This window comes from Lacticaseibacillus boliensis (assembly GCF_054784775.1).
Genome location: NZ_BAAIHN010000002.1, coordinates 112,008 through 136,354 on the forward strand (window position 1 = coordinate 112,008; position 24,347 = coordinate 136,354).

Consider the following 24,347-nt stretch of genomic DNA (forward strand, 5'->3'; position numbering starts at 1 on the left):
GCCGCTCTTTTTTAATAGATTTTTTATGAAAACAAAACCGCCAAATGCGTGAAAATTGACAAGGTTTCCATGGCAATGCTAACTTAAAATTAGCACAACAAGGAGGCCTCGCCATGAAAGTCATGATTGCCTTAGAAAACGTCGTAATGGATGGCGTCAAGCGCGCTTCGACCGTATTGGGTAACGCCTTGGCGCAACACCTCGACTTGCTGTATTTCTCCCTTGCAGACGCGCCGCAATACTTTAAGCTCGACGCCCCGCTGTTGATTGCAGACCCACCGGCGGACCCGAAGTTGCTGAATTTTTTCGGCGATCATCCCTATCAAGTCTATGAACAACAGATCAACGCGCTGATCGATACCGCCGATTCTCGCCATGTCGATGCGGTGATTTTGCCTGCCGGCTTGCTGACAAGCTTTGCCCCGCTGATCAAAAAAGCCTTGCCGGCGGTCCGGCTGATCGGGTGGATGCACAACAACTTCCACACGTACACAGAAGATTATTACGGCCACATGCGCGGCGAATTTCGCGATGGCTTAACGGCGGTCGACGCCTTGGTCGTCTTGACCGAAAGCGACCTGAAAGAATACGCCCAATTCAACGCCCACACGCTTAAGATCTACAACCCCATCACCTTGCAGCCAGTACGTCTGGCAACGCTGACAAGCCACCGCATTGCCTTCACAGGCCGGATCGCCATCGAACATAAAGGCGTCGACTTGTTGTTGTCGGCTGCCCGCCGGTTGCGCCCCGGCTGGCAGATCGCGATGGCCGGCGGTGGCACGCCTGAAGACATGGCGGTATTCAACCAGCTGCGCAACTTTTGGGCGCTCGATCACGTCATCGATTTCCGCGGACCGCTGCATGACGACGCCTTGCAAGCACACTATGCCGACGCCTCGATTTTTGTGTCGACGTCGCGCTGGGAAGGCATGCCGTTGGTCATCGGCGAAGCGATGGCGGCCGGCCTGCCGATCGTGGCGATGGCCAACACCGGCTCACAAGAATTCATTGGTGACAACGAATTCGGGATCTTGACCCGACCGGCAGACGTCGACGACTTCGTCAGCCACCTCAATGAGATGATCGACTCGCTGCCCTTGCGTCAGCACTACGCCCACCAGTCCCTGCGGCGGGCGGCGGACTTCAAGCTCGCCAACATCACGCAACAGTGGCTCGATCTTCTGGAAACTTGAGCGCTAAAAAAGGAGGGATCCGTCTGGATCCCTCCTTTTTTGTCTCTCACAGCTCACCGCGGGCGCGCGCCTGCTCTTCGTTGCGAACAGTGCGCAGCAGCTTCTTGGCCTGGTCGTCGAGCTCGAGTTGCTCGAGCAACTCGGGCCGGCGCTGCAGCGTCCGGCGTAACGACTCCTTCAACCGCCATTCGGCGATCAGCTGGTGGTTGCCGTTTTGCAACACCGCCGGCACCGGCAGGTCACGATAAACCGGCGGCCGCGTGTATTCCGGATAGTTGAGCAGACCGTTTTCAAAACTGTCCGTCGCCGCGCTTTCGACGTTGCCCAAGACCCCGGGCACAAAGCGCACGGTGGCGTCGATCATCATCATTGCCGGCAGCTCGCCGCCGGTCAAGACGAAGTCCCCGATCGAAAACTCATCCGTGACCAAGGTCCGGATCCGCTCGTCATAGCCTTCGTAATGGCCGCAAATGAACACCAGGTGCGATTCTTGCGCCAGTTCCTTGGCGGCGACATGATCGAACTTGCGCCCTGCCGGATCCAACAAGATCACCCGCTTGGGGCCGGGTTGGGCGGCTTGGAGCGCATCCATCGCCTCAAAGATCGGTTCCGGCTTCAACAGCATGCCCGCGCCGCCACCATAAGGGGTGTCGTCGACGTGGTTGTGCTTATCGTGCGAATATTGGCGGAAGTCGACAACGTTAAAATCGACATAGCCGTTATCGACGGCCTTGCCGATAATGCTTTGTGTCAACGGCGCAAACATATCAGGAAACAGGCTCAACACATCAATCCGCATCGTCGATCAACCCTTCCGGCACCTCAACGTGTGCCACCTTGTTGGCGACATCGATACTTTTTACCACGTCTTTCAAAAATGGCAACAACACGTCACTCTTCCCAGACCGCGGGATCACCCAGACGTCGTTGGCACCAGGGCTCAAGATCTCAGAAACCACCCCGAGCTCGGTGTCGTTTTGATCGATCACATGCAGCCCGATGATGTCGCGGTAATAATACTCGCCTTCGGTCAACGCTTGTTGTTCTGCTTCCGTGACGTTCAAGGTGTGGCCTTTGAACGCCTCGACTTGGTTGATGTCGGCGTAGCCTGTCAGGGTGACCAAGATGAAGCCCTTGTGCTTGCGGCTGCTGGCAACGGTCACGTTGGTGGGCGGCGTGGTGTCGATCACCAGCTTGGCCCCAGGGGCGAAGCGTTGCTTAGGAAAATCTGTCGTCGCGATCACCCGCAACTCCCCTTTGATGCCGTGGGTGTTGACGATGTTGCCGACGTGATAAAGTGTTGGCATAGTTTTTTCACTCCATTTATTGTGAGATGAGCGTCCTCAAGATGCAAAAAGCGGCCGGCATCAGCCGGCCACTTTTATTTCCCTGGATGCGGAGCATCCAGGATATTTAAGCGTACACGCTTGGTGTACGGCGACTTAACTGCGTAAACGATTGTGCGTACCGCTTGGGCAACACGTCCGTTCTTGCCAATGACCCGGCCGACATCATCCGGCGCCACCGTCAAGTCGAAAGCCATATATTCTGACGTCTCATGACGTTGAATGTCGATGGCTTCGGGATGGGTAACTAATGGGGTCACAATTGCTCTGATCAGCGTTGCGATGTCCACAGTCCGTGCCCTTATTTCTTAGCGAAGCGCGCTTCGTGATACTTTTGCATAAGTCCTTTGCTTGTCAGCAAGGTACGTACAGTATCTGAAGGTTGTGCGCCTTTTTGAAGCCAATCTAGAATTGAATCTTCATCCAGCTTTAAGTCAACTGGTTCGGTTAATGGGTTGTAGTAACCGACGGATTCGATAAACCGACCGTCACGTGGGGAGCGAGAATCAGCAACCACGACACGGTAGAAAGGCTTACGCTTGGAACCCATCCGCTTTAAACGAATTTTAACTGCCATTAAGTCCACCTCCTGTAAATTTCTCAACTTCAAAATAATAGCAAATTATTGGGGGCGTGTAAAGAGTTTTTTCTTTACAACGCAAAGTTCCCGCAAACAATCGCCTTGGCTTAATGCGATTTGAAGTTCTTCGCGTGCTTGAGCCGCTTCTTTTTGTTCTTCTTTTGCTTCTTGACCATGGAGTTCATCGCCATCTTGCCCAGACGGCCTTTGACCCCACCGCCCATCAGGCCTTCCATGCCTTGGAAGTTGCCTTTGTACATCTGGTTCATCATCTTTTTAGACGCATTGAACTGCTTGATCAGGCGATTGACTTCGACGATCGGGCGGCCGGCACCGGCAGCCAGGCGCCGCCGCCGTGACGGGTTCAGCAGATCGGGATTTTCGCGTTCTGCCGGCGTCATCGAATAAACGACCGCCTTCATGTGCGCGATGTCTTTGGGATCCATCTTGAAGTTCTTCAACGCCGGATTGTTGGCCATCCCCGGGATCATCTTCATGATGTCTTCCATCGGCCCCATGTTTTGAACTTGTTCCATCTGATCCAAGAAATCGTTGAAATCAAACGTGTTTTCTTTGATCTTGTCGGCCATTTCGGTCGCTTGTTTCTCATCGAAGTTCTGCTGGGCCTTGTCGATCAAGGTCAGCATGTCGCCCATGCCTAAGATCCGGTTGGCCATGCGGTCTGGATAGAAGACATCCAGCGCATCCATTTTTTCGCCTTGCCCGACGAACTTGATCGGCTTGCCGGTCACCTTGCGGATCGACAGCGCCGCCCCGCCACGGGTGTCCCCGTCTAACTTGGTCAAGACGACCCCGGTGATATCCAGACGCTCATCGAAGCCCTTGGCGACATCGGTGGCGGCTTGGCCGGTCATCGAATCGACGACCAGCAGGATTTCGTTAGGCTCAGCGATGGCTTTGATATCCGCCAGCTCGGTCATCAGCTTTTCGTCGATCTGCAGGCGCCCGGCGGTATCGATGATCACATAGTCGTTGTGTTGCAGCTGGGCCTGCGCCAGGCCTTGGCGCACGATCTCCCGCGGATCGGTGTCGGTGCCCATTTCAAAAACCGGTACCCCGACAGATTTGCCGACGACCTGCAACTGATCGATCGCAGCCGGCCGATAAACGTCGGCGGCGATCAAAAGCGGGCGGGCCTTTTCTTGTTCGATCAGGCGCTTGGACAGTTTCCCAACGGTGGTCGTCTTCCCGGCCCCTTGCAACCCGACCATCATGACGACTGTCGGGATGTGTGGCGACTTATTCAGCGGTACCGCGGCATCGCCCATCGTTTTGGTCAGCTCGTCGTTGACGATCTTGATGATCTGTTGTGCCGGGGATAACGACTCCAGCACCTCAGCCCCGACCGCTTTTTCCCGGACGTTTTTGACGAATTCCTTGACCACGCCAAAGTTAACGTCGGCTTCGAGCAAAGCCAGCCGGATCTCCCGCATCGAATCGCGGACGTCGGCCTCGGTCACCTTGCCTTTGCGACGCAAACCAGAGAACGCTTTTTGCAAGCGTTCGGATAACCCTTCAAATGCCATAACTGCCTCCTAATTCGTTCTATCGTGCCACTTGATCTGCCACGCGCGTCAGCAAGGTGCTGAGGGCGGCATCATGGGCGTAATGCTCGCGAACATAGCGCACAAGCGCGTCAACGCTTTGGTTTTGCGCCTGATAGTTCGCCAGCAGGTGTAACTTGCTTTCATATTCTTCAAGACTCGCTTCGGTGCGGCGGATATTGTCATACACCGCCTGCCTGGAAACATCAAACTCGGTCGCAATTTCGCCGAGCGAGTAATCATCCCCGTAGTACAGCTCCAAGTAGCTATGTTGTTTATCCGTCAACAGCGCGCCGTAGAATTCAAACAGCGAGTTCATCCGGTTGTTTTTTTCAATTTCCATCTTTTTACCTCGTTCACTCTATACAGAATACCGATATGCCGGCACCACGTCAATGCTCAGCCGCCACTCTCGCGGTACGTTAGAGTTTTCACAAAAGCGTGGGGATTCCGCTTACATTGTGATAAAATAGAGACACACACAATTGGAGGGAAAAATTATGGTCGCTACGATATTATACTGGGGCATCGTTGCCGCACTGTGTGGCTGGTGGGCATGGACATTGATCTTTTCGCTCATCTACATCGGACATCGAGAAAACGGGAATCTGTGGTTCTTCGCGATCTTGAACACCCTTGGCTTGATTGCCGCAGCGCTCTTCTATTGGATCATGAGCAACACGGCTTGGCAAAAGTACTGGTTCGCCAGCTCCGTCAACACCGGCAACTGGTTGCTGTATGTCATCATCGCCTACATCGTCTTGATCGTGTTGCAGGTCGTCTTAGGCCGCACCCCGAAAGACAAACCAGCCGCAGCTTAAGCTGACATGACAATCCCCCCACGACCATCAAGGCTGTGGGGGGATCTTTTGTGGTCAGAATGCTTCAAACCATTGCAATTCACGCGGCTTTTGCGGCGCGTCATCAACATGATTGGCCATGGCGTCCCACAACCGGGCCAGCTCATAGCGCTCACCAGCAGTCAACGCCGCGTTGCGCTTGACCTGCCAGGGAAATTGGACGCCGTACTCATCACTAAGCTTGGCCTGCAGTTCCTGATATGACAAGTGGTCCATCCGCTTACTCCTTTGAGTGTGCTAGTCTTTAGCGGCCGGTGTGTCGATCAGACCCTTGAACAGCCCGTAAGCAAACTTCGTGGGGTCAAAGACCTGCAGATCGTCCATACGCTCACCTAGCCCGGCCAGCTTCACCGGCACGTGCAACTCGTTGCGAATCGCCAACACGATCCCACCTTTGCCGGTACCGTCGAGCTTGGTCAACACGATCCCGGAAATATCCGTGGTTTCGTTGAACTGCTTGGCTTGGCTCAAGGCGTTTTGGCCGGTGGTGGCATCCAGCACCAAGAGGACTTCTTGCGGCGCGTCTGGCAGCTCCCGCACGATGACCCGCTTGATCTTGTCGAGCTCTTTCATCAAGTTGACCTTGTTTTGCAGGCGCCCGGCGGTGTCGACCAACAACACATCGACGCCGTCTTCTTTGGCCTTCTTCACGGCGTCAAAAACGACGCTGGCCGGATCGGCCCCGGCTTCGCTGGCAACAACGGGAACGCCATCGCGGCGGCCCCATTCCTGCAGCTGTTCGATCGCCCCTGCCCGGAACGTGTCACAGGCCGCCAACAACACGGACTTGCCTTGGTCCTTGAGCTGATGGGCGAGCTTTCCAACGGTGGTGGTTTTACCGGCCCCGTTGACGCCGACGAACAAGAACACTGTCGGCCCGTTTTCGGCGTAGTGCAAGCTGTTGTCTTCGTCTTCGCCGGCTTCGCCATACAGGTCAACCAGCTTTTGAACGATGACTTGCGCCACCTCCGACGACTTCTTGGCGTTTTTCAGCTTCACTTCTTCGCGCAACGAGTCGGTAAGATCGACGGCAGTTTGAAAACCGACATCGGCTTCGATCAGCATTTCTTCGAGGTCGTCGAAGAAGTCTTCATCGACGGTGCGGAAGTTGGCGAAAAGCTGGTTCAACCGCTCGCTGAAGGTCGTCCGTGACTTCTCCAGGCCAGCATCATATTTTTCGGTTTCCGGCGTTTCCGGTTCCCCGGTGAACGCCTCTTTGATTCGATCAAATAATCCCATGCTTATCTCCTTGTGCTATTGGTGGGTGACTTCGTCTAGCGACACCGCCATCATCCGACTGACCCCAGATTCTTGCATCGTGACCCCGTATAAAACATTGGCGGCCAGCATCGTCCCACGCCGGTGCGTGATGACGATGAATTGCGTGTCGCTGGCATAGTGTTTCAAGAATTCCCCGAAGCGATTGACGTTCACATCGTCAAGGCTGGCTTCGACTTCATCCAAGATACTAAACGGCACCGGCCGTACTTGCAAGATGGCAAATAACAAGACGATCGCCGTCAGCGCCCGCTCGCCTCCGGATAGCAGCGACAAGCGCGTCAGCTTCTTGCCAGGCGGCTGCGCCGAGATCTCCAAGCCGGTGTTCAACAAATCGTCTGGATCCGTCAGGCTGAGGTGCGCGTGTCCGCCGCCAAACATCTTCGGGAAGATCTCTTGGAAGGCCTTGTCGGTGGCGTCGTACATCGTCTTGAAGCGCCGGCGGACCTCATCATCCAATTCGCCCATGGTCGCCAACAGCTGCTTTTTGGCATCGAGCAAGTCGTCTTGTTGCTTGGTCAAAAAGTCATACCGTTCGCGCACGTTATCGTACTCAGCAATCGCGTTGGGATTCACCGGCCCCAGATCATCGAGGCCCCGCCGCAACAGTTTCATCTTCGACCGCAGCATCGGCAAGTCTTCCGGGCTGGCGTCGACGTCTGCCAGCGCGGCGGCATAAGACAATTGGTAGTCTTCTGCCAGCGTGTTCAGCCGGCTGTCGAGATTCAGCTTCAAACGGTTCAGCGCAACAGCTTGTTGCTGGGCATCTGCCATGGCCGCGTTTTGTTGGCGGTTGGCGGTGGTGATTTCAGCAGAGACGCGGCTGAGCTCACCGCGGTTTTTCGCCTTGGCCTGCGTCAGTTGGGTCTGATGCCGCTTGAGTTTGGCAAGTTCTTGCTTCAAGTCTTTGATGGTCGCCTGCCGATCTTGCGTCGTCGCCGTGTTGGCGCTGGCGTCGGCCTTGATCTTGGCGATCCGGTCATGGAGCTCACTGTGGCGCTTCTTGGCCGCAGCGAGGCTCGCCTGCCACTGCGTCGTTTGCGACTTGGTGGTTGCCTGGGCGCTTTTGAGCACGGCGACTTGGGCCTTGAGCTCGCTGAGGTGCGCCTGTTGATCCGCGGCGGCCGCCGTCGCAGCGCTCAACGCCTTTTTGGTCGTGTCGATCTGGGCCTGGGCGTCAGCCAGTGCTTGTTGCACCTGCGCGGCCTGCTTGCTCAACTCAGCGATCTTGGCCACAAAGTCTTCTTCCGTCGTTGCGCTCAGACCCATTGCCTGGCGCTGACGGTCGAGCACATCAAGCTGGGCCTGTTGCGTCTCACACTGTGCAACCAGCGCCTTGGCGTCTGCATCGGCCACGTTGGCCGCCTGTTGGGCGTCATTGGCAGCCGTCTGTGCTTGAGTGGCGGCTTGCTCGAGTTGCGCGAGTTCCGTGCGCTTGGCCGCCAGCGCGCTTTGCATCTGTTTCAGTTGCGCAGCCAAGGTCTGCACCTCTTGCGTCCGTGCCAGCGGCGTGGAACCGTGCTGTTTGACCTGCCCGCCAGACATCGAGCCGCCGACGTTGAGCAGATCGCCGTCGACGGTGACGATCCGGTAGCGATGGTTGGTGGCATTGGCGATGGCGATCCCGTGGTCGAGGTTATCGGCCACGATTAGGCTCCCGGCCAAATTGGCCATGATCTCACCGACATTGTCAGCATACCGGATCAAGTCGACGCCAACGCCTAAGAATCCGGGTTGCGCCTGCAGCGTCGCCAGCACCTGGCTCGGCAACCGCCGCGCACGGATCACACTGATCGGCAAAAAAGTAGCCCGGCCTGCGCGCTTTTGCTTGAGATAAGCGATCGCGGCCTTGGCCGCCTGTTCCGACTCGGTCACGATCGACTGCAGACTGCCGCCCAAGGCAATATCAAAAGCCAGCTGGTACTGCTTAGGCACGGTGATCAGCTCTGCCACCGCCCCGACGACACCGGCGAGCTGATGTTTATGTTGCAACACCGCACGCACGCCGGCGAAAAAGCCGTTGTAGTCTTCTTTGAGTTCTTTGAGCGTCTCGTAACGCGACCGGGTCGCTGAGAACACGCCATTTGCTTTTTGATAGCGGGCGTTGGCCGCCGTTAAGTCGGCCTGCGCCGTTTGTGCAGTCGCTTGTCGCGCCTGCGCTTGCGCGTGTGCAGCCGTGGCTTTGGCCTGGGCCGCGACGCATTGTTCTCGAAGCGCGGCGACCTGTTGCTTTTGGGTCTGCAGGCGGCGGCTGAGTTCTTGTTCCCGCTGGCTCTGCGCCTTGCTCTGATTGGCTGCGACCTGCTGATCTTTCTTGGCGGCCGCCAGCTCATTGTTCACGCTGGCCTGTTTTTGCAGGCACGCGATGTAATCCGCCTGCGCCGCATCCAGTTGGTCGCTGAGGCTTTCCGGATCGGCCGCGGCGGCGGTGGCCGCGGCAAGCTCTGCGGTGGCGTCTTGATGCGCCTTAGCCTGCGTCTTGGCCTTATCCGCCAACGCCGCCAGCTGCGTCTCAGCTGAGGCGACTTGTTCCGTCGCCGTGTCGAGTTGCTGGTTAAGGTCTGCCAGCGTCGCTTGCGCGTTAGAGACGCGCTCGCTAGACAGCTTGGTTTCGCCGGTCAGGTTTTCGAGTTTCATCGAGGTGCTCAACACCGCGTCATTGGCCGCCGCCACCTGCTGTTCATAGTCCACATCGGTGGCAGTCATGGCTTCAGACCGTGCCTCGAGCTTGGCCACCTTGTCTTTGAGTCCGGCGACCAGTTTGGTCGTCACCTCGGCTTGCGCGGCGGTGGCGTCTTGTTCCGCGGCCAGCTGCTTGATCTCAAGCGCCAATACCGCCTTGTGCGCGGTCCGATACGCCGCGGACTGGCGATTATAGTCTTTGGCGATGGACGCCTGCTCTTCAAGCGGGCCTAACTGCCGGTGCAGTTCTTGAACGATATCGTTGACCCGCTCCAGGTTGTCATCGGTGTCACCAAGTTGCTTGTTGGCCTTGGCCTTTTGTTGTTTGTATTTCAACACCCCGGCGGCTTCTTCGATGATCCCGCGGCGCTCTTCAGTCTTGCTGTTGAAAATGGCCTCAACGCGTCCCTGGGAGATGAAGGAAAAGCTTTCCTTGCCCAGCCCGGAATCCATGAACAGATCCACGATGTCTTTGAGGCGCACCGGCTGATTGTTGATCAAGAAGTCTGATTCGCCGTCACGATAAAGCCGGCGGGTCACGCTGACCTCTGCCGGCTGATTGGCTAAGTAACCATCGCTATTATCAAACGTCATGACCACTTCTGCCCGATTGAGCGGTGGGCGGCTGGCGGTGCCGGCAAAAATGACATCGCCCATCTTCTCCCCACGCAGGCTCTTGGCGCTTTGTTCGCCGAGCGTCCAGCGGATCGCCTCGGTGATATTACTCTTACCACTGCCGTTGGGACCGACGATTCCGGTCAGTCCGGGTACGAATTCGATTTGAGTCTTATCTGCAAAAGATTTGAACCCGTTGATCGAAAGACTCTTTAACTGCATGTGTCCACGTCCTACTGTTGATTTGCCGTCAGCTTATCCAACGCCGCTTCGGCTGCGGCTTGCTCTGCGGCCTTCTTGTTCTTGCCGAAGCCAGAACCGAGCACCTGGCCTTCAGCGGTCACATCCACTTGAAACTGGCGCGCATGGGCGGGACCGGATTCAGACAACAGGTGATACTCGATCTTCACTTCACCGTCTTTTTGCAAAAATTCTTGCAAGGCGGTTTTATGATCCATATTGGCATCGAACTGACCGGCCGCGATCTTCGGGAAGATCACCTTTTCCACGAAGCCGATCACTGCTTCGCGGCCTTGGTCCAGATACAAAGCCCCGTTGAACGCCTCAAACAGGTCTTCCAGCAAGGTCTTGCGTTGCCGGGCACCGGCGTTTTCTTCCCCTTTGCCCAAGCGGATATATTTGTCAAAGTGAGCTTCCTTAGAAAATGCCGAAAAACTCTTCGTCTGTACGATCGCCGCGCGCATCCGCGTCAGTTTGCCTTCTGGCAGATCAGGATATTGGCGATACAAATAATCGCTGACCGTCAGTTCCAACACCGCATCGCCCAAAAACTCGAGGCGCTCGTTGTCTTTGAGGCCCAGTTCTTGATGCTCATTGACGTAAGAGGAATGCGTGAACGCTTCGTCGAGGATGGAAAGGTCGTGAAACTCGATCCCGTACCGATTCCTAAGTTCCGTTACAAATTCTGAAGCGACCATAATTGCTAACTCCTCCTTATTTTCTCTCTTCCATTATACTAGAGCCTAGCCAAAATGACACCCGTGGATTGGTCCGGACAGGCCACCCAAAACTCAGGAAACCAAGGCCTTTTGGACAGACAAAAAAGCCCGGCACCAGGCCGGGCGAACTGTTTATTTGGTTTGATGGGCCATGACGTAACTCACAGCGTCGCCAACAGTCACAATGTTTTCCGCATCTTCATCTGGAATCTCGGCTCCGAAAGTATCTTCGAGCTCCAACACGAATTCGACAATGTCGATCGAGTCGGCATCCAAGTCCTTCTTGAAGTTCAGATCGTTCGTGATCTGGTCTTCCGGTGTTTGGAAGTGATCTTGAATCAAACCTGAAATCTTTGCGAATACTTCTTGCTCAGTCATGACGGGTCCTCCGTTTCTTAACACGCAGTCTAATATAACGGTTTTTAGTCGGCTTGTCTATGCTTTGGCGACTTCTTGTTTGGCAAAATATTCTTGGACCTTGCCCACCGTATTGTTCGTGACCATGTCGTGGATCTGACGAACCGTGTAGTAAACCGCATCGGCATCGGCCCCACCGTGGGCTTTGACCACCGGCGCCTTGAGGCCTAACAGCACCGCCCCGCCATAACTGGAGACGTCAAACGTGCTGGCGATCCCTTTGATGCCGTCTTTCAACAGCAACCCGCCGAGCTTGCCTTTTAAACCAGAATCCATGATCGCGGCCTTCACCAGCTTCAAGATCGTCTTGGCGGTGCCTTCAGTTGCCTTCAACGCGGCGTTGCCGGTGAAGCCATCGGTCACGATCACATCGGCGACCCCGGTCAGCAACTTATCCGACTCGACATTCCCGATGAAGTTGATGTTCGGCAGTGCGCTTAACAACTTGTAGGTTTCTTGATGGAGCGTGTCGCCTTTGTTAGGTTCGGTACCGTTGTTCAACAACGCCACCCGCGGCTGGGTCAACCCGCGCAGATCACGCGCATAAAAGTCGCCCATCACCGCATAGTTCACGAGTTGTTGCGGCTTGCCTTCCGCATTGGCGCCGACGTCGAGCATGATGAAGCCTTTGCCGTCTGTGGTTGGCAGCGTCGGCATCAACCCTGGCCGATCGATGCCTGAGATCCGTCCGACGATAAACAACCCCGCGGCCAGCAGCGCTCCTGTAGACCCGAGCGAAAAAAGCGCGTCGGCATCACCGTTTTTCACGGCTTGGGCGGCCAGCACCATCGACGCCTGCTTCTTGCGGCGCACGGCACGAACGGGTTCATCATCCCCGGCAATTTTTTCTGTCGTGTGCACGATCGCCAGCCGCGTCATGTCTGAGATCAAGGGCTTGAGTTGCGCTTCGTCACCAAACAGCGTGAATTCCAGATCCGGATATTCATCGCGAGCGCGCAACACGCCTTCGATCACGACCTGCGGCGCGTGATCGCCGCCCATAGCGTCTACTGCAATTTTCATGAACATTCCTCCATTTTGTTAATCCAGCGTGCCTAGCGCGCGTTGCCGTTTGGCCAGATAGGCACGCAACGGCGCAAACTCAGTTGCCGACAAACCCGGATCGGCCTTGAACAAGGCCGACGCGACTTGTTGCGCGGCAGACAAGGTGGCAAAATCTGTGACCGGATCGGCCACCTTGAACTCCGGCAACCCGCTTTGCTTGTCGCCGAAGATGTCGCCTGACCCGCGCAGTTGCAGATCTTTTTCCGCCAGTTTGAAACCGTCGGTGGTGGTGACCATCGTCTGCATGCGCTCGACGCCCATTTCGTTTTTGGGATCTGCGACCAAGATACAGTACGCCGCCGCTTGGCCTCGGCCGACCCGTCCCCGCAACTGATGGAGCTGGGCGAGACCGAAGCGATCCGCGTCCATAATCAGCATCACCGTCGCGTTAGGCACGTCGACGCCGACTTCCACGACCGTCGTGGACACCAAGATATCGATCTCACCGGCGGAAAACGCCCGCATGATCGCGTCTTTTTCATCAGCTTTCATCTGACCGTGCAACAGCGCCACCTTGGCGATCTTGCCAAAAGCCTGCTGCATGTCTTCATACAGCTGCTCCGCATTTTGCAGATCGATCTTCTCGGATTCAGCGATCAGCGGCGTGATGGCAAAGATCTGATGCTTCGCCGCGAGCTCCTGGTGAATGCAGTCGATCGCTGAGCGCATCTGGTTGCGCCGCACCCAGCTCGTCGTGATCGGTTGCCGCCCTGCCGGCAGTTCGTCGATTGAGGACACATCCATCTCCCCATAAGCGGTGATTGCCAGCGTCCGCGGGATCGGCGTCGCCGTCATCGCCAGCAGATCGGGATGCAAGCCTTTATCTTGCAAGATTCGGCGTTGTTGTACCCCGAAGCGATGCTGTTCGTCGATAATGACCAACCCCAAGGCGGAAAAATCGACCCCTTTTTGGATCAAGGCATGCGTCCCGATGACGATATCGATCTCCCCGCTCGCCAATCCCGCTAAGATCTCCCGCCGCTGCTTGGGTTTGGTGGATCCTGTCAGCAACGCCAGGTGGACATCGAAGGCTTGGAAGGTCTTGGTCAGCTTGGCATAATGCTGCTCGGCCAGCACTTCCGTCGGCACCATCAGCGCCGCTTGGTAGCGCGCCGTGACCGCGGCATACATGACAATGGCGGCCACGATCGTTTTCCCTGAGCCGACATCGCCTTGCAACAGCCGGTTCATGTGCGCAGGCGTTCGCATATCCGCACAGATTTCATTGACGACCCGTTTTTGGGCGTTGGTCAGCGCAAACGGCAGGGTCTTGATCAGCGCCCGCAGCCGCTGGTTGTCATACGGGATCGCCAGGCCGTTGGTCGCCATCGCGTTGTCTTCACGAAGCGCCTGGATCTGACATTCAAACAAGAAAAACTCGCGAAAAATCGCCGATCGCCGCGCCAGTTTGGCTTCGACCGGGGTCGCCGGCCAGTGCATCCCGTGTACGATCTGGCGGTCTGTCAACAACTTGAACTTCGTGCGGATCATCTCCGGCACCACGTCCAAGATGTTGTCGGCATCGCGTGCATAAGCCGCCTTCACCAGCTCGACCAGCGTGCTTTGGCGGATATTTTTGTTCACGGGATAGATGCCCGCCACCGACGGCTGGTCTTCAGTCTGCGTCGCCAGCACCTTCATGCCGGTCATGGTGTGGCGCTTGGCATCCCATTTGCCGTAGATCGCGGCTTCCGTGCCTTGGGCAAACTTGTCTTTTAACCACGGCTGGTTGAAAAACGTCACCATCACGACGCTGCGTTCGACTTGCACGCGGACATTAAGCCGGTTCTTCCGCGGCCCGAAACGCGAGACGACCGGATCGGCAACGACGACGCCTTTGATCGTCAGCTTTTCTTGGTCTGCCGCTTCTTCAAGTGACTTCACCTGCAGATCATCATACCGGAAAGGAAAATAAAACAAGACGTCGCCGACGGTTTCAAGCCCAAGGCTCAAAAGTGCCGCCTGCCGCTTGGGACCGACGCCTGGCAACACCGTCACAGGATCACTTAACGCCACATGCTCACCTCCTAGCACAAATGGGACCGGACAAGGCGGCCTACACCGGCTCCTCAATTCGAGGAAAGGTGCAAACCGCCTTGTCTGAACGATCGCTATTATTCAACCGAAACCAGGTACGGATATACCGGCTGATCGCCTTGATGGATCTCGACTTCCAAGTCGTCATCCAGCGCTTCAATGCCCGCCGCGATCGTCTCTGCTTCGGCCTTAGAGCCTTCCGCACCGATGATCAAGGTGATGATCTCGGAATCTTCATCGAGCATCGCCTTGACCATGGCAACGGTTGCCTGCACCCGATCGGGATTAGTGATCCGGATGTTGCCATCGATGATGCCCATCCAGTCATCAGTGTGGATGGTCAGCCCGTCGATGGTGGTGTCGCGGATCGCGCGAGTCACGGAACCAGACACGACATTGGCCAGTTCATCGGTCATCGCCTCTTGGTTATCCGCCAACGCCGCCTCTGGGTTGTATCCGAGCATAGCGGTGAGTCCCTGGTTGATCGTCTTGGTCTTCACGATCGCCACGTCGACTTCAGCAGCTTTGGCCGCTTCTTGGGCCGCCATGAAGATGTTGGAGTTGTTCGGCAAAACGATCACGTTCTTGGCGTGGGCGGTGGTGATTGCTTCGAGAATGTCGTTGGTCGACGGATTCATCGTTTGACCACCGTTCAACACATAGCTGACGCCCAAGCTCTTAAACAGTTCTGCCAGGCCATCACCGGCTGCGATCGCAACGACCGCAGATTCTGCCAGTGGCTGTGGCTTCTGTTGTTCTTCGGCTTCACGCTCGATGATGCTTTCGTGCTGCAGGCGCATGTTGTCGACTTTGATCTTCGCCAAGGCCCCGAATTGTTGGCCGTATTTGAACACGGTCCCGGGATGTTCGGTATGCACGTGCACCTTGACCACTTCGTCATCGGCAACGACCAGCGTCGAATCACCGAGTTCATTGAGGTAGTTCCGGAAGGGTTCATAATCAAACGGCTTCTTGGGGCCATCGCCGACACCCAGCTCCACCATCATCTCCGTGCAATAACCGTAGACGATATCGTCCGGGTTGAGTTTGGTCTGCGCACCTTGATGATGCGTGGCGTTGACCATCTCGTTCATCTCGGCTTCGTCAGGGACGTATTCGTCGGCATCGGCTTCACCGGCCAGCCCTTCACGAAAACCTTCATAGATGAAGCACAGCCCTTGGCCACCAGAATCGACAACGCCGACTTCTTTCAGCACTGGCAACAGGTCTGGCGTCTTCGCCAACGCCCGCTTAGCCGACTTGACCACAGCGTTCATGACGACGAGCGCGTCGTCAGAATCCGCAGCCGCCTTCAAGCCGGCCTTGGCGCCTTCGCGCGCAACGGTCAAGATCGTCCCTTCAACAGGCTTCATGACCGCTTTATAAGCCGTCTCCACCCCGTTGGCAAAGGCATCTGCCAAGTCTTGCGCCGTCAGCGTCTGCTTGGCTTCGACACTTTTGGCAAAGCCGCGGAAGAGCTGAGACGAGATCACGCCGGAATTCCCGCGTGCGCCCATCAACAGGCCTTTACCGAGCTTTTGCGCCAGCTGGCCGACATGGTCATTATCTGCTTCCAAAACGGCCTTAGCGCCGGTTTGGAACGTCAGGTTCATGTTCGTCCCGGTATCGCCATCAGGCACCGGAAACACGTTCAACGAGTTGACGAATTCCGCATTCTTAGCGATCCGATGCGCTGCCGCGCGGATCATATCTTGGAATTTCGCCGCATTAATTACTGATACTTCCACTAACTGGTCCTCCTCCAGCAGGCAATGCCTACCAGTGTATTCCAACGCCATCAAAAAAGTTGATGGCGTCTTAGTCGCCGAGCACCCGCACGCCTTGCACGATTACCGTGACGGCGTTAGCAGTGACACCGAGCATTGATTCGAGGTTATATTTTACCTTGGCTTGCACATTACGGCAAACCTCTGAAATCTTCGTGCCATAACCGACGACGATATTCACTTCAACCGTAACGCCATTGTCTTGTTGCCGAACGACGACGCCGCGGGCATAATTTTCACGTTTGAGAATATCGTTGAGATTATCGCGGATCTGATTGCGACTGGCCATCCCGACGATGCCGTAGATATCCGTTGCCGCACCGCCAACCACCGTCGCGATGACGTTGTTGGAAATATCGATCGTTCCGTACTTGGTCTGAATTTTGACCGCCATGCTATAACCTCCTAGATCTATTCGAACTGCGGTAGCATTTCCCAATTAGTTTAGCATAGGCCGTGAACTTTGTCATTTATAGCCGTGTCAAGTAATTTTCCTTTGCAAAACTTCTTGCATTCCCCCTGGGGTTATGATAAGTTGGTCTAGTGAAAAATTCGCAGATGGCGAATAAGCAAGGAGGTCAGCATTTTGGCAAAAGACGTAATCACTGGGCGCCACACCGTATTTGGTAACAAGCGTTCTCACGCTTTAAACTCCAGCCGGCGCGCTTGGAAAGCAAATCTCCAAAAGGTTCGCATTTTAGTTGATGGTAAGCCGAAGCGCGTTTGGGTTTCTGCTCGCGCACTGAAATCAGGTAAAGTGACCCGGGTCTAATCCGGAGATACTTCAAAAGCCGCAGTCAATGACTGGGGCTTTTTTTGTCGCCAAAAACAGGGCTTGAGACAGTCGTCTCAAGCCCTGTTTTCAGTTGTCTACCTGCTGGCCGACGCGGTCGCGGCTGTAGATCACCGCCACCACCCCGGCTTGCCAATCGATCTGCACAGGCGTTTGGCCGACAAACTCATTGGAGGCCCACGAAAACGGCGTGGCGCTCGACCAATCTGTCAACGGATATTTGGCGCCATGAATGTTGAGATGTGCCATCGCCGTCAGTGGCACGATCCCAAGATACCGGTATTGGGCCCGCGGCGTCAGCCGATACGCCCCTGGCTGGTAGAAGTGGATCAGGTTCTGCCGGTCGCACAGGCTGATCCGATTGGTATACGCCGCAAACCGCGGCTGAGTCGGCAAAAACAGGTTGGCTAGCAAATGATCCAGCCGCCCGCCAGTCGCTCCGACCAACACCACTTCGGTCGCCTGCAACGTCTCAAAAGCCAACCGGACGCCGAGCTCCGTATCCGTCTCGTCTTTTTCCGCAGGGGCGGTGTGGACATTGGCAACCGCCGCCGTGAGCTGCGCGTGCTCTGAGGCCGTCAGGGAATCGAAATCGCCAACGGCCATCACCGGTGTGATGCCCGCCTGCAACAGGTGCAACCCGCCACGATCGACCCCGACCCATGCGCCTGCAAACTGTTGCCAGCCTTGGGGATAATTTTCTCTGGGACCACCTAATAACAGATTCACACGCATTAGCTGAACGCCTGCAAGGTTTCGATTTGATGCTGCGGATCGGCCTTGAAGACATACGACCCTGCAACGGCGATATCCGCCCCGGCCTTGGCGACTTGCTGAATGGTTTGATCGTTGATGCCACCGTCGACCTCGATGGCAAAAGCCAGCCCTAACGCTTTGCGCGCCTTAGCCAGCCGGGCGACTTTTTCCGCCATCGCCGGCAGGAACTTCTGGCCGCCGAAACCGGGGTTGACCGTCATGATCAAGACCTGATCCACCAGCGGCAACAGCTCTTCCAGCGTCGCCAAAGGCGTGCCTGGGTTAACCACGACGCCTGCTTTGACCCCGGCTTCTTTCATCTGTTGGATCACGCGGAAAATGTGCGGTGTCGCTTCGACATGCACGAGTAGCGTGTCTGCACCGGCCTGTGCAAACGGTGTGATCCATTGTTCAGGCGCCTCGACCATCAGGTGGACATCAAGCGGCAGATTCGTGATCGGCCGCAATGCGGACACGATGCCCGGCCCAAAGGTCAGATTTGGCACAAAATGGCCGTCCATAATATCAACGTGCAACAAGTCGGCACCGGCTTGTTCAACGCGTTGCACATCCCGTTGCAGGTTAGCATAGTCTGCACTTAGAATCGACGGTGCAATTTTCATAGTAATCCCTCCAGTATGATATCAATTGGTATAACAGCCCTTGCCAGGTTTTTGCACGCAATTATTTGCGGTAAGTCGGTCGCTGGCCGGCCAGTTCGGTATGAAACTGAACGTAATCCTCATACCGGCTCGCCATGATCTTCCCGTCTGCGACAGCCGCCTTGACCGCGCATTGCGGCTCCTTGAGGTGCTGACAGCCGCGGAACTTGCAGTCGCCGGCGACCGCCACAAACTCGGGAAAGCGATCCCGCAGATCATCGAGGGTCACGCCCAACAAGCCCAGCGAAGAAAAGCCCGGCGTGTCTGCGACCAAGCCGCCGTTTGCGGCGAAGAGCTCGGTGGTGCGGGTCGTGTGCTTGCCTCGGTTGAGGGCCTTAGAGATCTCGCCGGTCGCCAGCGTCAGGCCGGGCACCAGATGATTGATCAGCGTCGACTTGCCCGCCCCGGTTTGCCCGGTAAAAATCGTCAGGCGGTTTGCAAACGTCGCGCGCACTTCGGTAAGCAGCGCAGGCGCAAACGGCGGCGTGCTGATAAAAATCTCATAGCCGATGGCGGCATAACCATCCAGCGCCTTTTGGATCTTTGCCAGCGCCTCTGGTGTCACCAAGTCGGTCTTGGTGAGGTAAATCTCCGCGTGGATCGCCTTGCCTTCAAGATACACCAAGAACCGATCCAACAGGTTCAGCGAAAAATCCGGCTGGGCTGCGGCCACCACCAAGATCGCTTGGTCGATATTGGCCACCGGCGGCCGTACCAAAGCGTTGCGCCGTTGTAAGACACGCAACAAATATCCGCCTTCTGCATTGGTTTCGCCAGGCGTGAATTCCGCCCAGTCACCGACTAACGGCGACATCTTCTGCTGGCGCATCTTTCCTCGCCCACGGGTGCGATACACGACCCCGTCGACATCAATATCGTAAAAGCCGCTGATCTGTCTGATGATGCGACCGACTAGATTTGAACTCATGAACACTCCTTTTCTACTATCGCTCAGTGACTGCTGGCCGCGCTGCTGGCACTACTGCTGCTGCTTGACGGTACGGTCGGTTGGCTGCTTGATGACGATGACGAGGCGTTCTGCGTTGAACTGCTATTCGTCTGCGGCCCAGAGGTTTCGGTTAACTTATCTTGGCCGCTTTCACTATTTTGCGTGGTTTCGCCATCACCTTGTTGTTCTACCGACGAACTATCGCTATCAGGTTGCGGGGTGGGACTGGTCGGCGTGCTCGGCGCTGTTTGGTTAGGATCATAATAACTGCTTTGCACGTCTTCGTTGCCGTCACCTTTGGAAACCGTAAAGATGATTGTCGTGGCTGCCGGCACCACCTGCTTGCCCGCCTTGTGATCTTGGCTGATAATCTCGCCTTTGCCGACATCGGTGCTTTCAACACGCACCGCTCGCACTGTGAAGCCTTTCTTGCGCAGGTCTTTGGCGACGTCACTATACGTTTGTCCCGTATAGTCGTCAAGGGTGACCCGCTTTTGGCCGGTGGATAAAACGATCCCGACCTTGCTTTGCGCCTTGACCGTCGCCTTGTTGGCGGGATTGCTGCGAATGATGCGGTCTTTGTCAACCGTGCTCGAGGTCTGCTTCGAGACACTGCCTAACTTGAGATCGACGTTGTCTAAGGCGGTTTGCGCCTGTTGCTTCGTCATCCCCTGCAGGTCCGGCACCGTGACTTCAGTATTGCCGCCAGACAGCGCGACAACGATCCCGATCACGATGGCCGCCACAGCGATCGCCGCCGCCAAAAATGGCCAGCGTTGCTTCAGCCAACCACCTTTTTTCTTTTTGGTCGCGGCTTCTGGCCGCTTAGGGGCCACCTTAGGCGCAACTTCTGGCTCCGGTTCCGGCGTGTCTTTGATCACCGGCAACACCTTGGTTTCCCCGAGGTCGTCTGCGTTAGGCGTGAACTTGGGCTCATGTGCACGTTGCGGTGACAACGACGTTTTGAGGTCGCTGGCCATCGCATCTGCGGAAGTATAGCGTTCTGCGGGATCCTTGGTCGTCGCCTTCAACACAACGTTTTCCAGCGCCTGCGGGATCCTAGGATCAAATTGGCGGACGCTTGGCATGTCTTCTTGAAAATGCTTCAGCGCGATCGACACCGCCGAATCGCCTTCAAACGGCACGGTTCCCGTCAACATCTCAAATAAGATGATCCCCAAGGCATAAATATCGCTTTGCCGCGTCGGCATCCCGCCGCGCGCCTGCTCTGGGGACAGGTAGTGCACAGAACCCAAGAGCGAATTGGTTTGTGTCATCGAATTATCCGACAGCGCCACGGCGATCCCAAAATCGGAGATCTTGGCATTGCCTTGCATATCGATCAAAATATTTTGCGGCTTCAGATCCCGGTGGATGATGTTGTGATCATGCGCCACCTGCACTGCGCTTAAGATCTGTTCCATGATCTCAATGACCCGTTGATACGGGATGGGGAAGTGTTCGACAATGTATTTCTTCAGATCACTGCCGGGCACATATTCCATGACCAGATATTGTTGGCCATGCGATTCACCGACATCATAGATCGCCACGATATTGGGATGGACGAGCTCGCTGGTCGCCATCGCCTCGCGCTGGAAGCGGCGTGCCGCGTCAGGATCGTTTTGCAGATCCAAGCGTAGGACCTTCACGGCGACGTCACGATCCAAAATCAGGTCATGGGCGAGATAAACGTTTGCCATCCCGCCTTCACCGAGGGTCTGTTTAAGCTGATAACGCTCATTCAGCGTGAAACCTGGCTCAATCAATCCGCTTCCCTCCTATCTTGGTGAATGATCAAAGCGGTGATGTTATCCGGGCCGCCCGCGGCATTGGCCATATCGATCAACTGCTGGGCCTTGTCCCCTAAAGGCAAGGCCGTAGCGATCACGGTGGCGATCTGCGCGTCTGGCACCTGATTGGTCAACCCGTCGGAACACAACAGCAGATAGTCATCATATTCCATGTCGTAGATCGTCACGTCCGCATCTACGTCGTCTGACACCCCGAGGCTGCGGGTGATCACGTTGCGTTGCGGGAAGCGTTTGGCTTCTTCCGGCGTTAGCTCGCCGGTTTTCACCAGCTCGTTGACGAGGCTGTGGTCTTCGGTGATCTGCACGAGATGCCCGTTGCGATATAAGTAACCGCGAGAGTCGCCGATGTTGGCGACCACAAACCGCGTGCCGGAAATGATCACGGCCACCAGAGTCGTCCCCATTCCCGTCAGATCTGTGTATTTGTGCGCTTTTTCGAGAATCAGGCTGTTTTCGCGTTGCAACTCAAACACCAGCCAGCGGACGATTTTTTCAATATCGCCGGTGGTCGTCTTCTCAAAGGCGTAGCCGATATGAGACACTGCCATTTCACTGGCCACATCCCCGCCGAGGTGGCCGCCCATCCCGTCGGCAACGATTGCCAAGGTGGCATCGCTTTGGTTGGCAAAAACGCCCACGTAATCTTCGTTATTCGGGCGCTTGCGTCCGATATCTGTTCGGTATGCATACTCCATGGTTAATCCTCATGCCGGGTCATCGTCGCGATGAAGAACCCGTCGGTCCCATAATCATCAGGGAATAGTTGCAAAGCCGGCGCCGAATGCGCCTTGGTCAGCCGTTCACGCCCTGGCGTTGGCACCTGTTCAAAATCGGGATGGGCGGCCAAAAATGCCGCCACCACGTCTTGATTTTCTTCGCGGGCCATCGTGCAGGTGCTATAGGTCAAGCGGCCACCATCTTTGACCAAGGCGGCAACGCTGTTTAAAATCGCCAGTTGGATCTCCGGCAGATGCTCGAGATCGGCAGGCTTTTTGTCGTATTTGATTTCAGGCTTGCGACGGATCAACCCCAGGCCTGAACAAGGCGCATCGACCAGCACGCGATCGAAGCTTTCAGGCGCAAACTGGTCTTGTGCCTGGCGGGCATCCATCGCGTAGGCCTCGACCCGATCGGCCAAGCCCAAGCGTGCCGCATTTTTGGCAATCAAGCGGACCTTGTGCGGATGGAGGTCAAGCGCAGTTACCTTGCCACCGGCTTCAGGATCCAGGTATTGCGCGATGTGGGTCGTCTTGCCCCCTGGCGCGGCACAGGCGTCTAACACCTGATCGCCGGGTTTGACTTCAAGGCTTGGTGCCACGAGCATCGAGCTTTCGTCTTGCACCGTGAACATCCCATAATCATATTCTGGCGCTCCGGCGAAAAAGCCGCCTGGTGCGACTAAGCCAACCGGCGACACGGCTGATGGCTGGATCGCCTCGAAGCGCTCGGCAAGTTGGCTTTGCAACTCAGCGACAGAAATCTTGGTCGTGTTGACCCGGATCGAGGCGTTAGCCGGTTGGTTGATTACTGCCAAGATAGATTCGGTTTTGGCCTGACCGAGCTGATCGATCAGTTTTTCAACCAACCACCGCGGGGTGCTGGCGCTGATGCTCAGGCGCTCGACCGGGTCTTTGATGTCTGCCACGCTCGGCACCCCTTGGCGCTGCATGTTGCGCAACACGGCGGTGACAAATTTAGCAACCCCGGCGTGGCCGCGGCGCTTGGCGATTTCGGTCGCGTCATAAAAAATCGCGCGCGTCGGGATCTTGTCCAGATAGACCATCTGGTAAACCGCCCCTTGCAGCAACACGCGGACCCAAGGATCGAGCTTGCGCTTGCCGACGAACGGTTGCAGGTCATAATCCAGCGTCAGTTGATGCTGGATCACGCCGTACACGATGTTCGTCAACAGGTGCGCGTCTCTGGCTTCGAGATCGTTTGCCTTCAAGGTGGCATCGAGCGTCAGGTTAGAATAGCTACCGTTTTTCATGACTTTTTCGAGAATGTCAACGGCTAGTTCACGAGGTTTAGGCTTCGCCAATGATGTGGTCTCCTTCTTGTATCTTCTTGCCAGCACCGTTCAAAAACGCCGCGATCGGCTGTTTGGCCTTACCGGCTGGTTGCAGTTCATCGATCGCAAACACCGTCCCGTTGCCGGCCGCGACATGCAGTTGCTTCTTCTCACGCAACACCACCGTGCCGGCGGGTTGGGTCGTCGTCGTGGTTTGCGGGGTGATCGCCCAGAGCTTGGTGCGCACGCCATCAAGCAACACCCAGCCGCCGATCGCCGGGCGCAAGCCGCGCACCCATTGGTCTAAGGCCGTGGCCGACAGCGTGATGTCCAGATGCTCTTGGGCCTTGGTCAACGTTGGTGAAAACGTTACGCGTGCCGGATCTTGTGGCGTCTTGGTAGCCGTCCCGGCGATAATAGCAGGCAGCGTCTTCAGCAACAAGTCGCGCCCGAGCAGGCTCAGCTTGTCAAACACGGTGCCGGTATCGTCGGCTCGTGTCAGCGGCAGCGTCGCTTGCGCGTACATGTCGCCGGCATCCATGGCGTGGACCATCTCCATGATCGTCACGCCAGTTTCGGCATCCCCGTTGATGATGCTGTATTGAATCGGGGCGCCGCCGCGATACTTGGGCAATAGCGAGCCGTGAACATTCAGCGCGGCGATCTTGGCCGCCGCCAAAAAACGGTCAGGCAAAAACTGCCCGTAAGCGGCCGTGATCAGCAGATCCGGCGCCAAGGCGATCGCCTCATCAAGCTCCGGGCTGCCAGACAGCTTCTCCGGCTGTAACACCGGCAAGTGCAATGCCTCTGCGGCCTGCTTCACCGGACTTTGGTGCAAGACCTGCTTGCGCCCGACCCGGCGATCAGGCTGGGTGATGACCAGCTTGACGTCATAGTCTGCGTGCAATGCCTCTAGGATCGGCACCGCAAATGCCGGGGTGCCGAGAAAAATCACTGATGTCATGGGTTCCTCCA

The 24,347-nt window shown here is 56.3% G+C and carries 24 protein-coding genes and 1 pseudogene; 3 read left to right on the forward strand and 22 right to left on the reverse strand.

Annotated elements, in window-relative coordinates; genetic code table 11:
• Positions 1 to 113 precede the first annotated feature (113 nt).
• Positions 114 to 1,196, forward strand: coding sequence for a glycosyltransferase (locus tag ACYVRB_RS01660; RefSeq protein ID WP_461213158.1), 1,083 nt, complete (start codon positions 114 to 116; stop codon positions 1,194 to 1,196).
• 46 nt (positions 1,197 to 1,242) lie between these two features.
• On the opposite strand, the gene trmD is transcribed toward ACYVRB_RS01660, so the two are convergent.
• The 6 genes from trmD to ACYVRB_RS01690 all read right to left on the reverse strand — a co-directional run bounded on the left by trmD (position 1,243) and on the right by ACYVRB_RS01690 (position 5,030).
• Positions 1,243 to 1,995: a tRNA (guanosine(37)-N1)-methyltransferase TrmD gene (gene trmD / locus ACYVRB_RS01665; RefSeq protein ID WP_461213159.1), complete on the reverse strand. Its 753-nt coding sequence runs from the start codon at positions 1,993 to 1,995 to the stop codon at positions 1,243 to 1,245.
• A complete protein-coding gene (gene rimM, locus ACYVRB_RS01670; RefSeq protein WP_461213160.1) occupies positions 1,985 to 2,503 on the reverse strand; it encodes a ribosome maturation factor RimM in 519 nt (172 codons plus the stop codon). The genes trmD and rimM overlap by 11 nt, the downstream gene beginning before the upstream one ends.
• 74 nt (positions 2,504 to 2,577) lie before the next feature.
• Positions 2,578 to 2,832 carry a KH domain-containing protein gene (locus ACYVRB_RS01675; RefSeq protein ID WP_461213162.1) on the reverse strand — a complete coding sequence of 85 codons (255 nt, stop codon included), beginning with the start codon at positions 2,830 to 2,832 and terminating at the stop codon, positions 2,578 to 2,580.
• Positions 2,833 to 2,843: 11 nt separating this feature from the next.
• Complete coding sequence (gene rpsP / locus ACYVRB_RS01680) at positions 2,844 to 3,119, reverse strand: 30S ribosomal protein S16 (protein ID WP_461213164.1); 276 nt, start codon at positions 3,117 to 3,119, stop codon at positions 2,844 to 2,846.
• Between the two features lie 110 nt (positions 3,120 to 3,229).
• Complete coding sequence (ffh, locus tag ACYVRB_RS01685) at positions 3,230 to 4,669, reverse strand: signal recognition particle protein (RefSeq protein ID WP_461213166.1); 1,440 nt, start codon at positions 4,667 to 4,669, stop codon at positions 3,230 to 3,232.
• A 19-nt stretch (positions 4,670 to 4,688) separates the two neighbouring features.
• Complete coding sequence (locus tag ACYVRB_RS01690; RefSeq protein ID WP_461213167.1) at positions 4,689 to 5,030, reverse strand: putative DNA-binding protein; 342 nt, start codon at positions 5,028 to 5,030, stop codon at positions 4,689 to 4,691.
• A 157-nt stretch (positions 5,031 to 5,187) separates the two neighbouring features.
• On the opposite strand from ACYVRB_RS01690, the gene ACYVRB_RS01695 reads away from it, so the two are divergent.
• Positions 5,188 to 5,508 (forward strand): hypothetical protein, encoded by a 321-nt coding sequence (locus ACYVRB_RS01695; protein WP_461213168.1) that lies wholly within the window; start codon positions 5,188 to 5,190, stop codon positions 5,506 to 5,508.
• Between the two features lie 54 nt (positions 5,509 to 5,562).
• Here ACYVRB_RS01695 and ACYVRB_RS01700 read toward each other — a convergent pair whose 3' ends face one another.
• The 9 genes from ACYVRB_RS01700 to ACYVRB_RS01740 form a co-directional block, all read right to left on the reverse strand.
• Complete coding sequence (locus ACYVRB_RS01700) at positions 5,563 to 5,763, reverse strand: hypothetical protein (protein WP_461213170.1); 201 nt, start codon at positions 5,761 to 5,763, stop codon at positions 5,563 to 5,565.
• 21 nt (positions 5,764 to 5,784) lie between these two features.
• On the reverse strand, positions 5,785 to 6,786 hold the full coding sequence (gene ftsY / locus ACYVRB_RS01705; protein ID WP_461213172.1) for a signal recognition particle-docking protein FtsY: 1,002 nt from the start codon (positions 6,784 to 6,786) through the stop codon (positions 5,785 to 5,787).
• 15 nt (positions 6,787 to 6,801) lie between these two features.
• Entirely contained in the window at positions 6,802 to 10,344 is a 3,543-nt protein-coding gene (gene smc / locus ACYVRB_RS01710; protein ID WP_461213173.1) for a chromosome segregation protein SMC, read from the reverse strand.
• A gap of 11 nt (positions 10,345 to 10,355) precedes the next feature.
• On the reverse strand, positions 10,356 to 11,060 hold the full coding sequence (gene rnc, locus ACYVRB_RS01715) for a ribonuclease III (protein ID WP_461213174.1): 705 nt from the start codon (positions 11,058 to 11,060) through the stop codon (positions 10,356 to 10,358).
• A 153-nt stretch (positions 11,061 to 11,213) separates the two neighbouring features.
• A complete protein-coding gene (gene acpP / locus ACYVRB_RS01720) occupies positions 11,214 to 11,459 on the reverse strand; it encodes an acyl carrier protein (protein ID WP_461213175.1) in 246 nt (81 codons plus the stop codon).
• Positions 11,460 to 11,516: 57 nt separating this feature from the next.
• Positions 11,517 to 12,521 (reverse strand): phosphate acyltransferase PlsX, encoded by a 1,005-nt coding sequence (gene plsX, locus ACYVRB_RS01725; RefSeq protein ID WP_461213176.1) that lies wholly within the window; start codon positions 12,519 to 12,521, stop codon positions 11,517 to 11,519.
• An 18-nt stretch (positions 12,522 to 12,539) separates the two neighbouring features.
• Positions 12,540 to 14,579 (reverse strand): ATP-dependent DNA helicase RecG, encoded by a 2,040-nt coding sequence (gene recG, locus ACYVRB_RS01730; protein ID WP_461213177.1) that lies wholly within the window; start codon positions 14,577 to 14,579, stop codon positions 12,540 to 12,542.
• 98 nt (positions 14,580 to 14,677) lie between these two features.
• Positions 14,678 to 16,309 (reverse strand): DAK2 domain-containing protein, encoded by a 1,632-nt coding sequence (locus ACYVRB_RS01735; RefSeq protein WP_461213234.1) that lies wholly within the window; start codon positions 16,307 to 16,309, stop codon positions 14,678 to 14,680.
• A gap of 109 nt (positions 16,310 to 16,418) precedes the next feature.
• The gene (locus tag ACYVRB_RS01740; RefSeq protein ID WP_461213178.1) at positions 16,419 to 16,781 is read right to left on the reverse strand and encodes an Asp23/Gls24 family envelope stress response protein; all 363 of its coding nucleotides are present in this window, start codon (positions 16,779 to 16,781) and stop codon (positions 16,419 to 16,421) included.
• Between the two features lie 192 nt (positions 16,782 to 16,973).
• Here ACYVRB_RS01740 and rpmB point away from each other — a divergent pair, with 192 nt between their 5' ends.
• Entirely contained in the window at positions 16,974 to 17,159 is a 186-nt protein-coding gene (rpmB, locus tag ACYVRB_RS01745; RefSeq protein WP_054713751.1) for a 50S ribosomal protein L28, read from the forward strand.
• 90 nt (positions 17,160 to 17,249) lie between these two features.
• Here the strand turns inward: rpmB and ACYVRB_RS01750 are convergent, their stop codons facing one another.
• The 7 genes and pseudogenes from ACYVRB_RS01750 to fmt all read right to left on the reverse strand — a co-directional run bounded on the left by ACYVRB_RS01750 (position 17,250) and on the right by fmt (position 24,336).
• Complete coding sequence (locus ACYVRB_RS01750; protein WP_461213180.1) at positions 17,250 to 17,915, reverse strand: thiamine diphosphokinase; 666 nt, start codon at positions 17,913 to 17,915, stop codon at positions 17,250 to 17,252.
• Positions 17,915 to 18,559 (reverse strand): ribulose-phosphate 3-epimerase, encoded by a 645-nt coding sequence (gene rpe, locus ACYVRB_RS01755; protein WP_461213181.1) that lies wholly within the window; start codon positions 18,557 to 18,559, stop codon positions 17,915 to 17,917. Before rpe ends, ACYVRB_RS01750 begins: the two co-directional genes overlap by 1 nt.
• A gap of 61 nt (positions 18,560 to 18,620) precedes the next feature.
• Complete coding sequence (gene rsgA, locus ACYVRB_RS01760) at positions 18,621 to 19,526, reverse strand: ribosome small subunit-dependent GTPase A (RefSeq protein WP_461213182.1); 906 nt, start codon at positions 19,524 to 19,526, stop codon at positions 18,621 to 18,623.
• Between the two features lie 35 nt (positions 19,527 to 19,561).
• Positions 19,562 to 21,316 (reverse strand): annotated as a pseudogene (gene pknB / locus ACYVRB_RS01765) (Stk1 family PASTA domain-containing Ser/Thr kinase); the annotation flags it as partial.
• Positions 21,313 to 22,056, reverse strand: a complete 744-nt coding sequence (locus ACYVRB_RS01770) for a Stp1/IreP family PP2C-type Ser/Thr phosphatase (RefSeq protein WP_461213183.1) — start codon at positions 22,054 to 22,056, stop codon at positions 21,313 to 21,315. The pseudogene pknB and the gene ACYVRB_RS01770, both read right to left, overlap by 4 nt.
• Positions 22,057 to 22,058: 2 nt before the next feature.
• Positions 22,059 to 23,402: a 16S rRNA (cytosine(967)-C(5))-methyltransferase RsmB gene (gene rsmB / locus ACYVRB_RS01775; RefSeq protein ID WP_461213184.1), complete on the reverse strand. Its 1,344-nt coding sequence runs from the start codon at positions 23,400 to 23,402 to the stop codon at positions 22,059 to 22,061.
• Entirely contained in the window at positions 23,389 to 24,336 is a 948-nt protein-coding gene (gene fmt / locus ACYVRB_RS01780) for a methionyl-tRNA formyltransferase (RefSeq protein ID WP_461213186.1), read from the reverse strand. Before fmt ends, rsmB begins: the two co-directional genes overlap by 14 nt.
• Positions 24,337 to 24,347: the final 11 nt, after the last annotated feature.

Bases quoted from the DNA above. Each gene is read 5' to 3' on its own strand.
- ACYVRB_RS01660 (WP_461213158.1), top strand. From the start codon at position 114: ATGAAAGTCATGATTGCCTTAGAAAACGTCGTAATGGATGGCGTCAAG.
- trmD (WP_461213159.1), bottom strand. From the start codon at position 1,995: ATGCGGATTGATGTGTTGAGCCTGTTTCCTGATATGTTTGCGCCGTTG.
- rimM (WP_461213160.1), bottom strand. From the start codon at position 2,503: ATGCCAACACTTTATCACGTCGGCAACATCGTCAACACCCACGGCATC.
- rpsP (WP_461213164.1), bottom strand. From the start codon at position 3,119: ATGGCAGTTAAAATTCGTTTAAAGCGGATGGGTTCCAAGCGTAAGCCT.
- ffh (WP_461213166.1), bottom strand. From the start codon at position 4,669: ATGGCATTTGAAGGGTTATCCGAACGCTTGCAAAAAGCGTTCTCTGGT.
- ACYVRB_RS01690 (WP_461213167.1), bottom strand. From the start codon at position 5,030: ATGGAAATTGAAAAAAACAACCGGATGAACTCGCTGTTTGAATTCTAC.
- ACYVRB_RS01695 (WP_461213168.1), top strand. From the start codon at position 5,188: ATGGTCGCTACGATATTATACTGGGGCATCGTTGCCGCACTGTGTGGC.
- ACYVRB_RS01700 (WP_461213170.1), bottom strand. From the start codon at position 5,763: ATGGACCACTTGTCATATCAGGAACTGCAGGCCAAGCTTAGTGATGAG.
- ftsY (WP_461213172.1), bottom strand. From the start codon at position 6,786: ATGGGATTATTTGATCGAATCAAAGAGGCGTTCACCGGGGAACCGGAA.
- smc (WP_461213173.1), bottom strand. From the start codon at position 10,344: ATGCAGTTAAAGAGTCTTTCGATCAACGGGTTCAAATCTTTTGCAGAT.
- rnc (WP_461213174.1), bottom strand. From the start codon at position 11,060: ATGGTCGCTTCAGAATTTGTAACGGAACTTAGGAATCGGTACGGGATC.
- acpP (WP_461213175.1), bottom strand. From the start codon at position 11,459: ATGACTGAGCAAGAAGTATTCGCAAAGATTTCAGGTTTGATTCAAGAT.
- plsX (WP_461213176.1), bottom strand. From the start codon at position 12,521: ATGAAAATTGCAGTAGACGCTATGGGCGGCGATCACGCGCCGCAGGTC.
- ACYVRB_RS01735 (WP_461213234.1), bottom strand. From the start codon at position 16,309: ATGATCCGCGCGGCAGCGCATCGGATCGCTAAGAATGCGGAATTCGTC.
- ACYVRB_RS01740 (WP_461213178.1), bottom strand. From the start codon at position 16,781: ATGGCGGTCAAAATTCAGACCAAGTACGGAACGATCGATATTTCCAAC.
- ACYVRB_RS01750 (WP_461213180.1), bottom strand. From the start codon at position 17,915: ATGCGTGTGAATCTGTTATTAGGTGGTCCCAGAGAAAATTATCCCCAA.
- rpe (WP_461213181.1), bottom strand. From the start codon at position 18,559: ATGAAAATTGCACCGTCGATTCTAAGTGCAGACTATGCTAACCTGCAA.
- rsgA (WP_461213182.1), bottom strand. From the start codon at position 19,526: ATGAGTTCAAATCTAGTCGGTCGCATCATCAGACAGATCAGCGGCTTT.
- ACYVRB_RS01770 (WP_461213183.1), bottom strand. From the start codon at position 22,056: ATGGAGTATGCATACCGAACAGATATCGGACGCAAGCGCCCGAATAAC.
- fmt (WP_461213186.1), bottom strand. From the start codon at position 24,336: ATGACATCAGTGATTTTTCTCGGCACCCCGGCATTTGCGGTGCCGATC.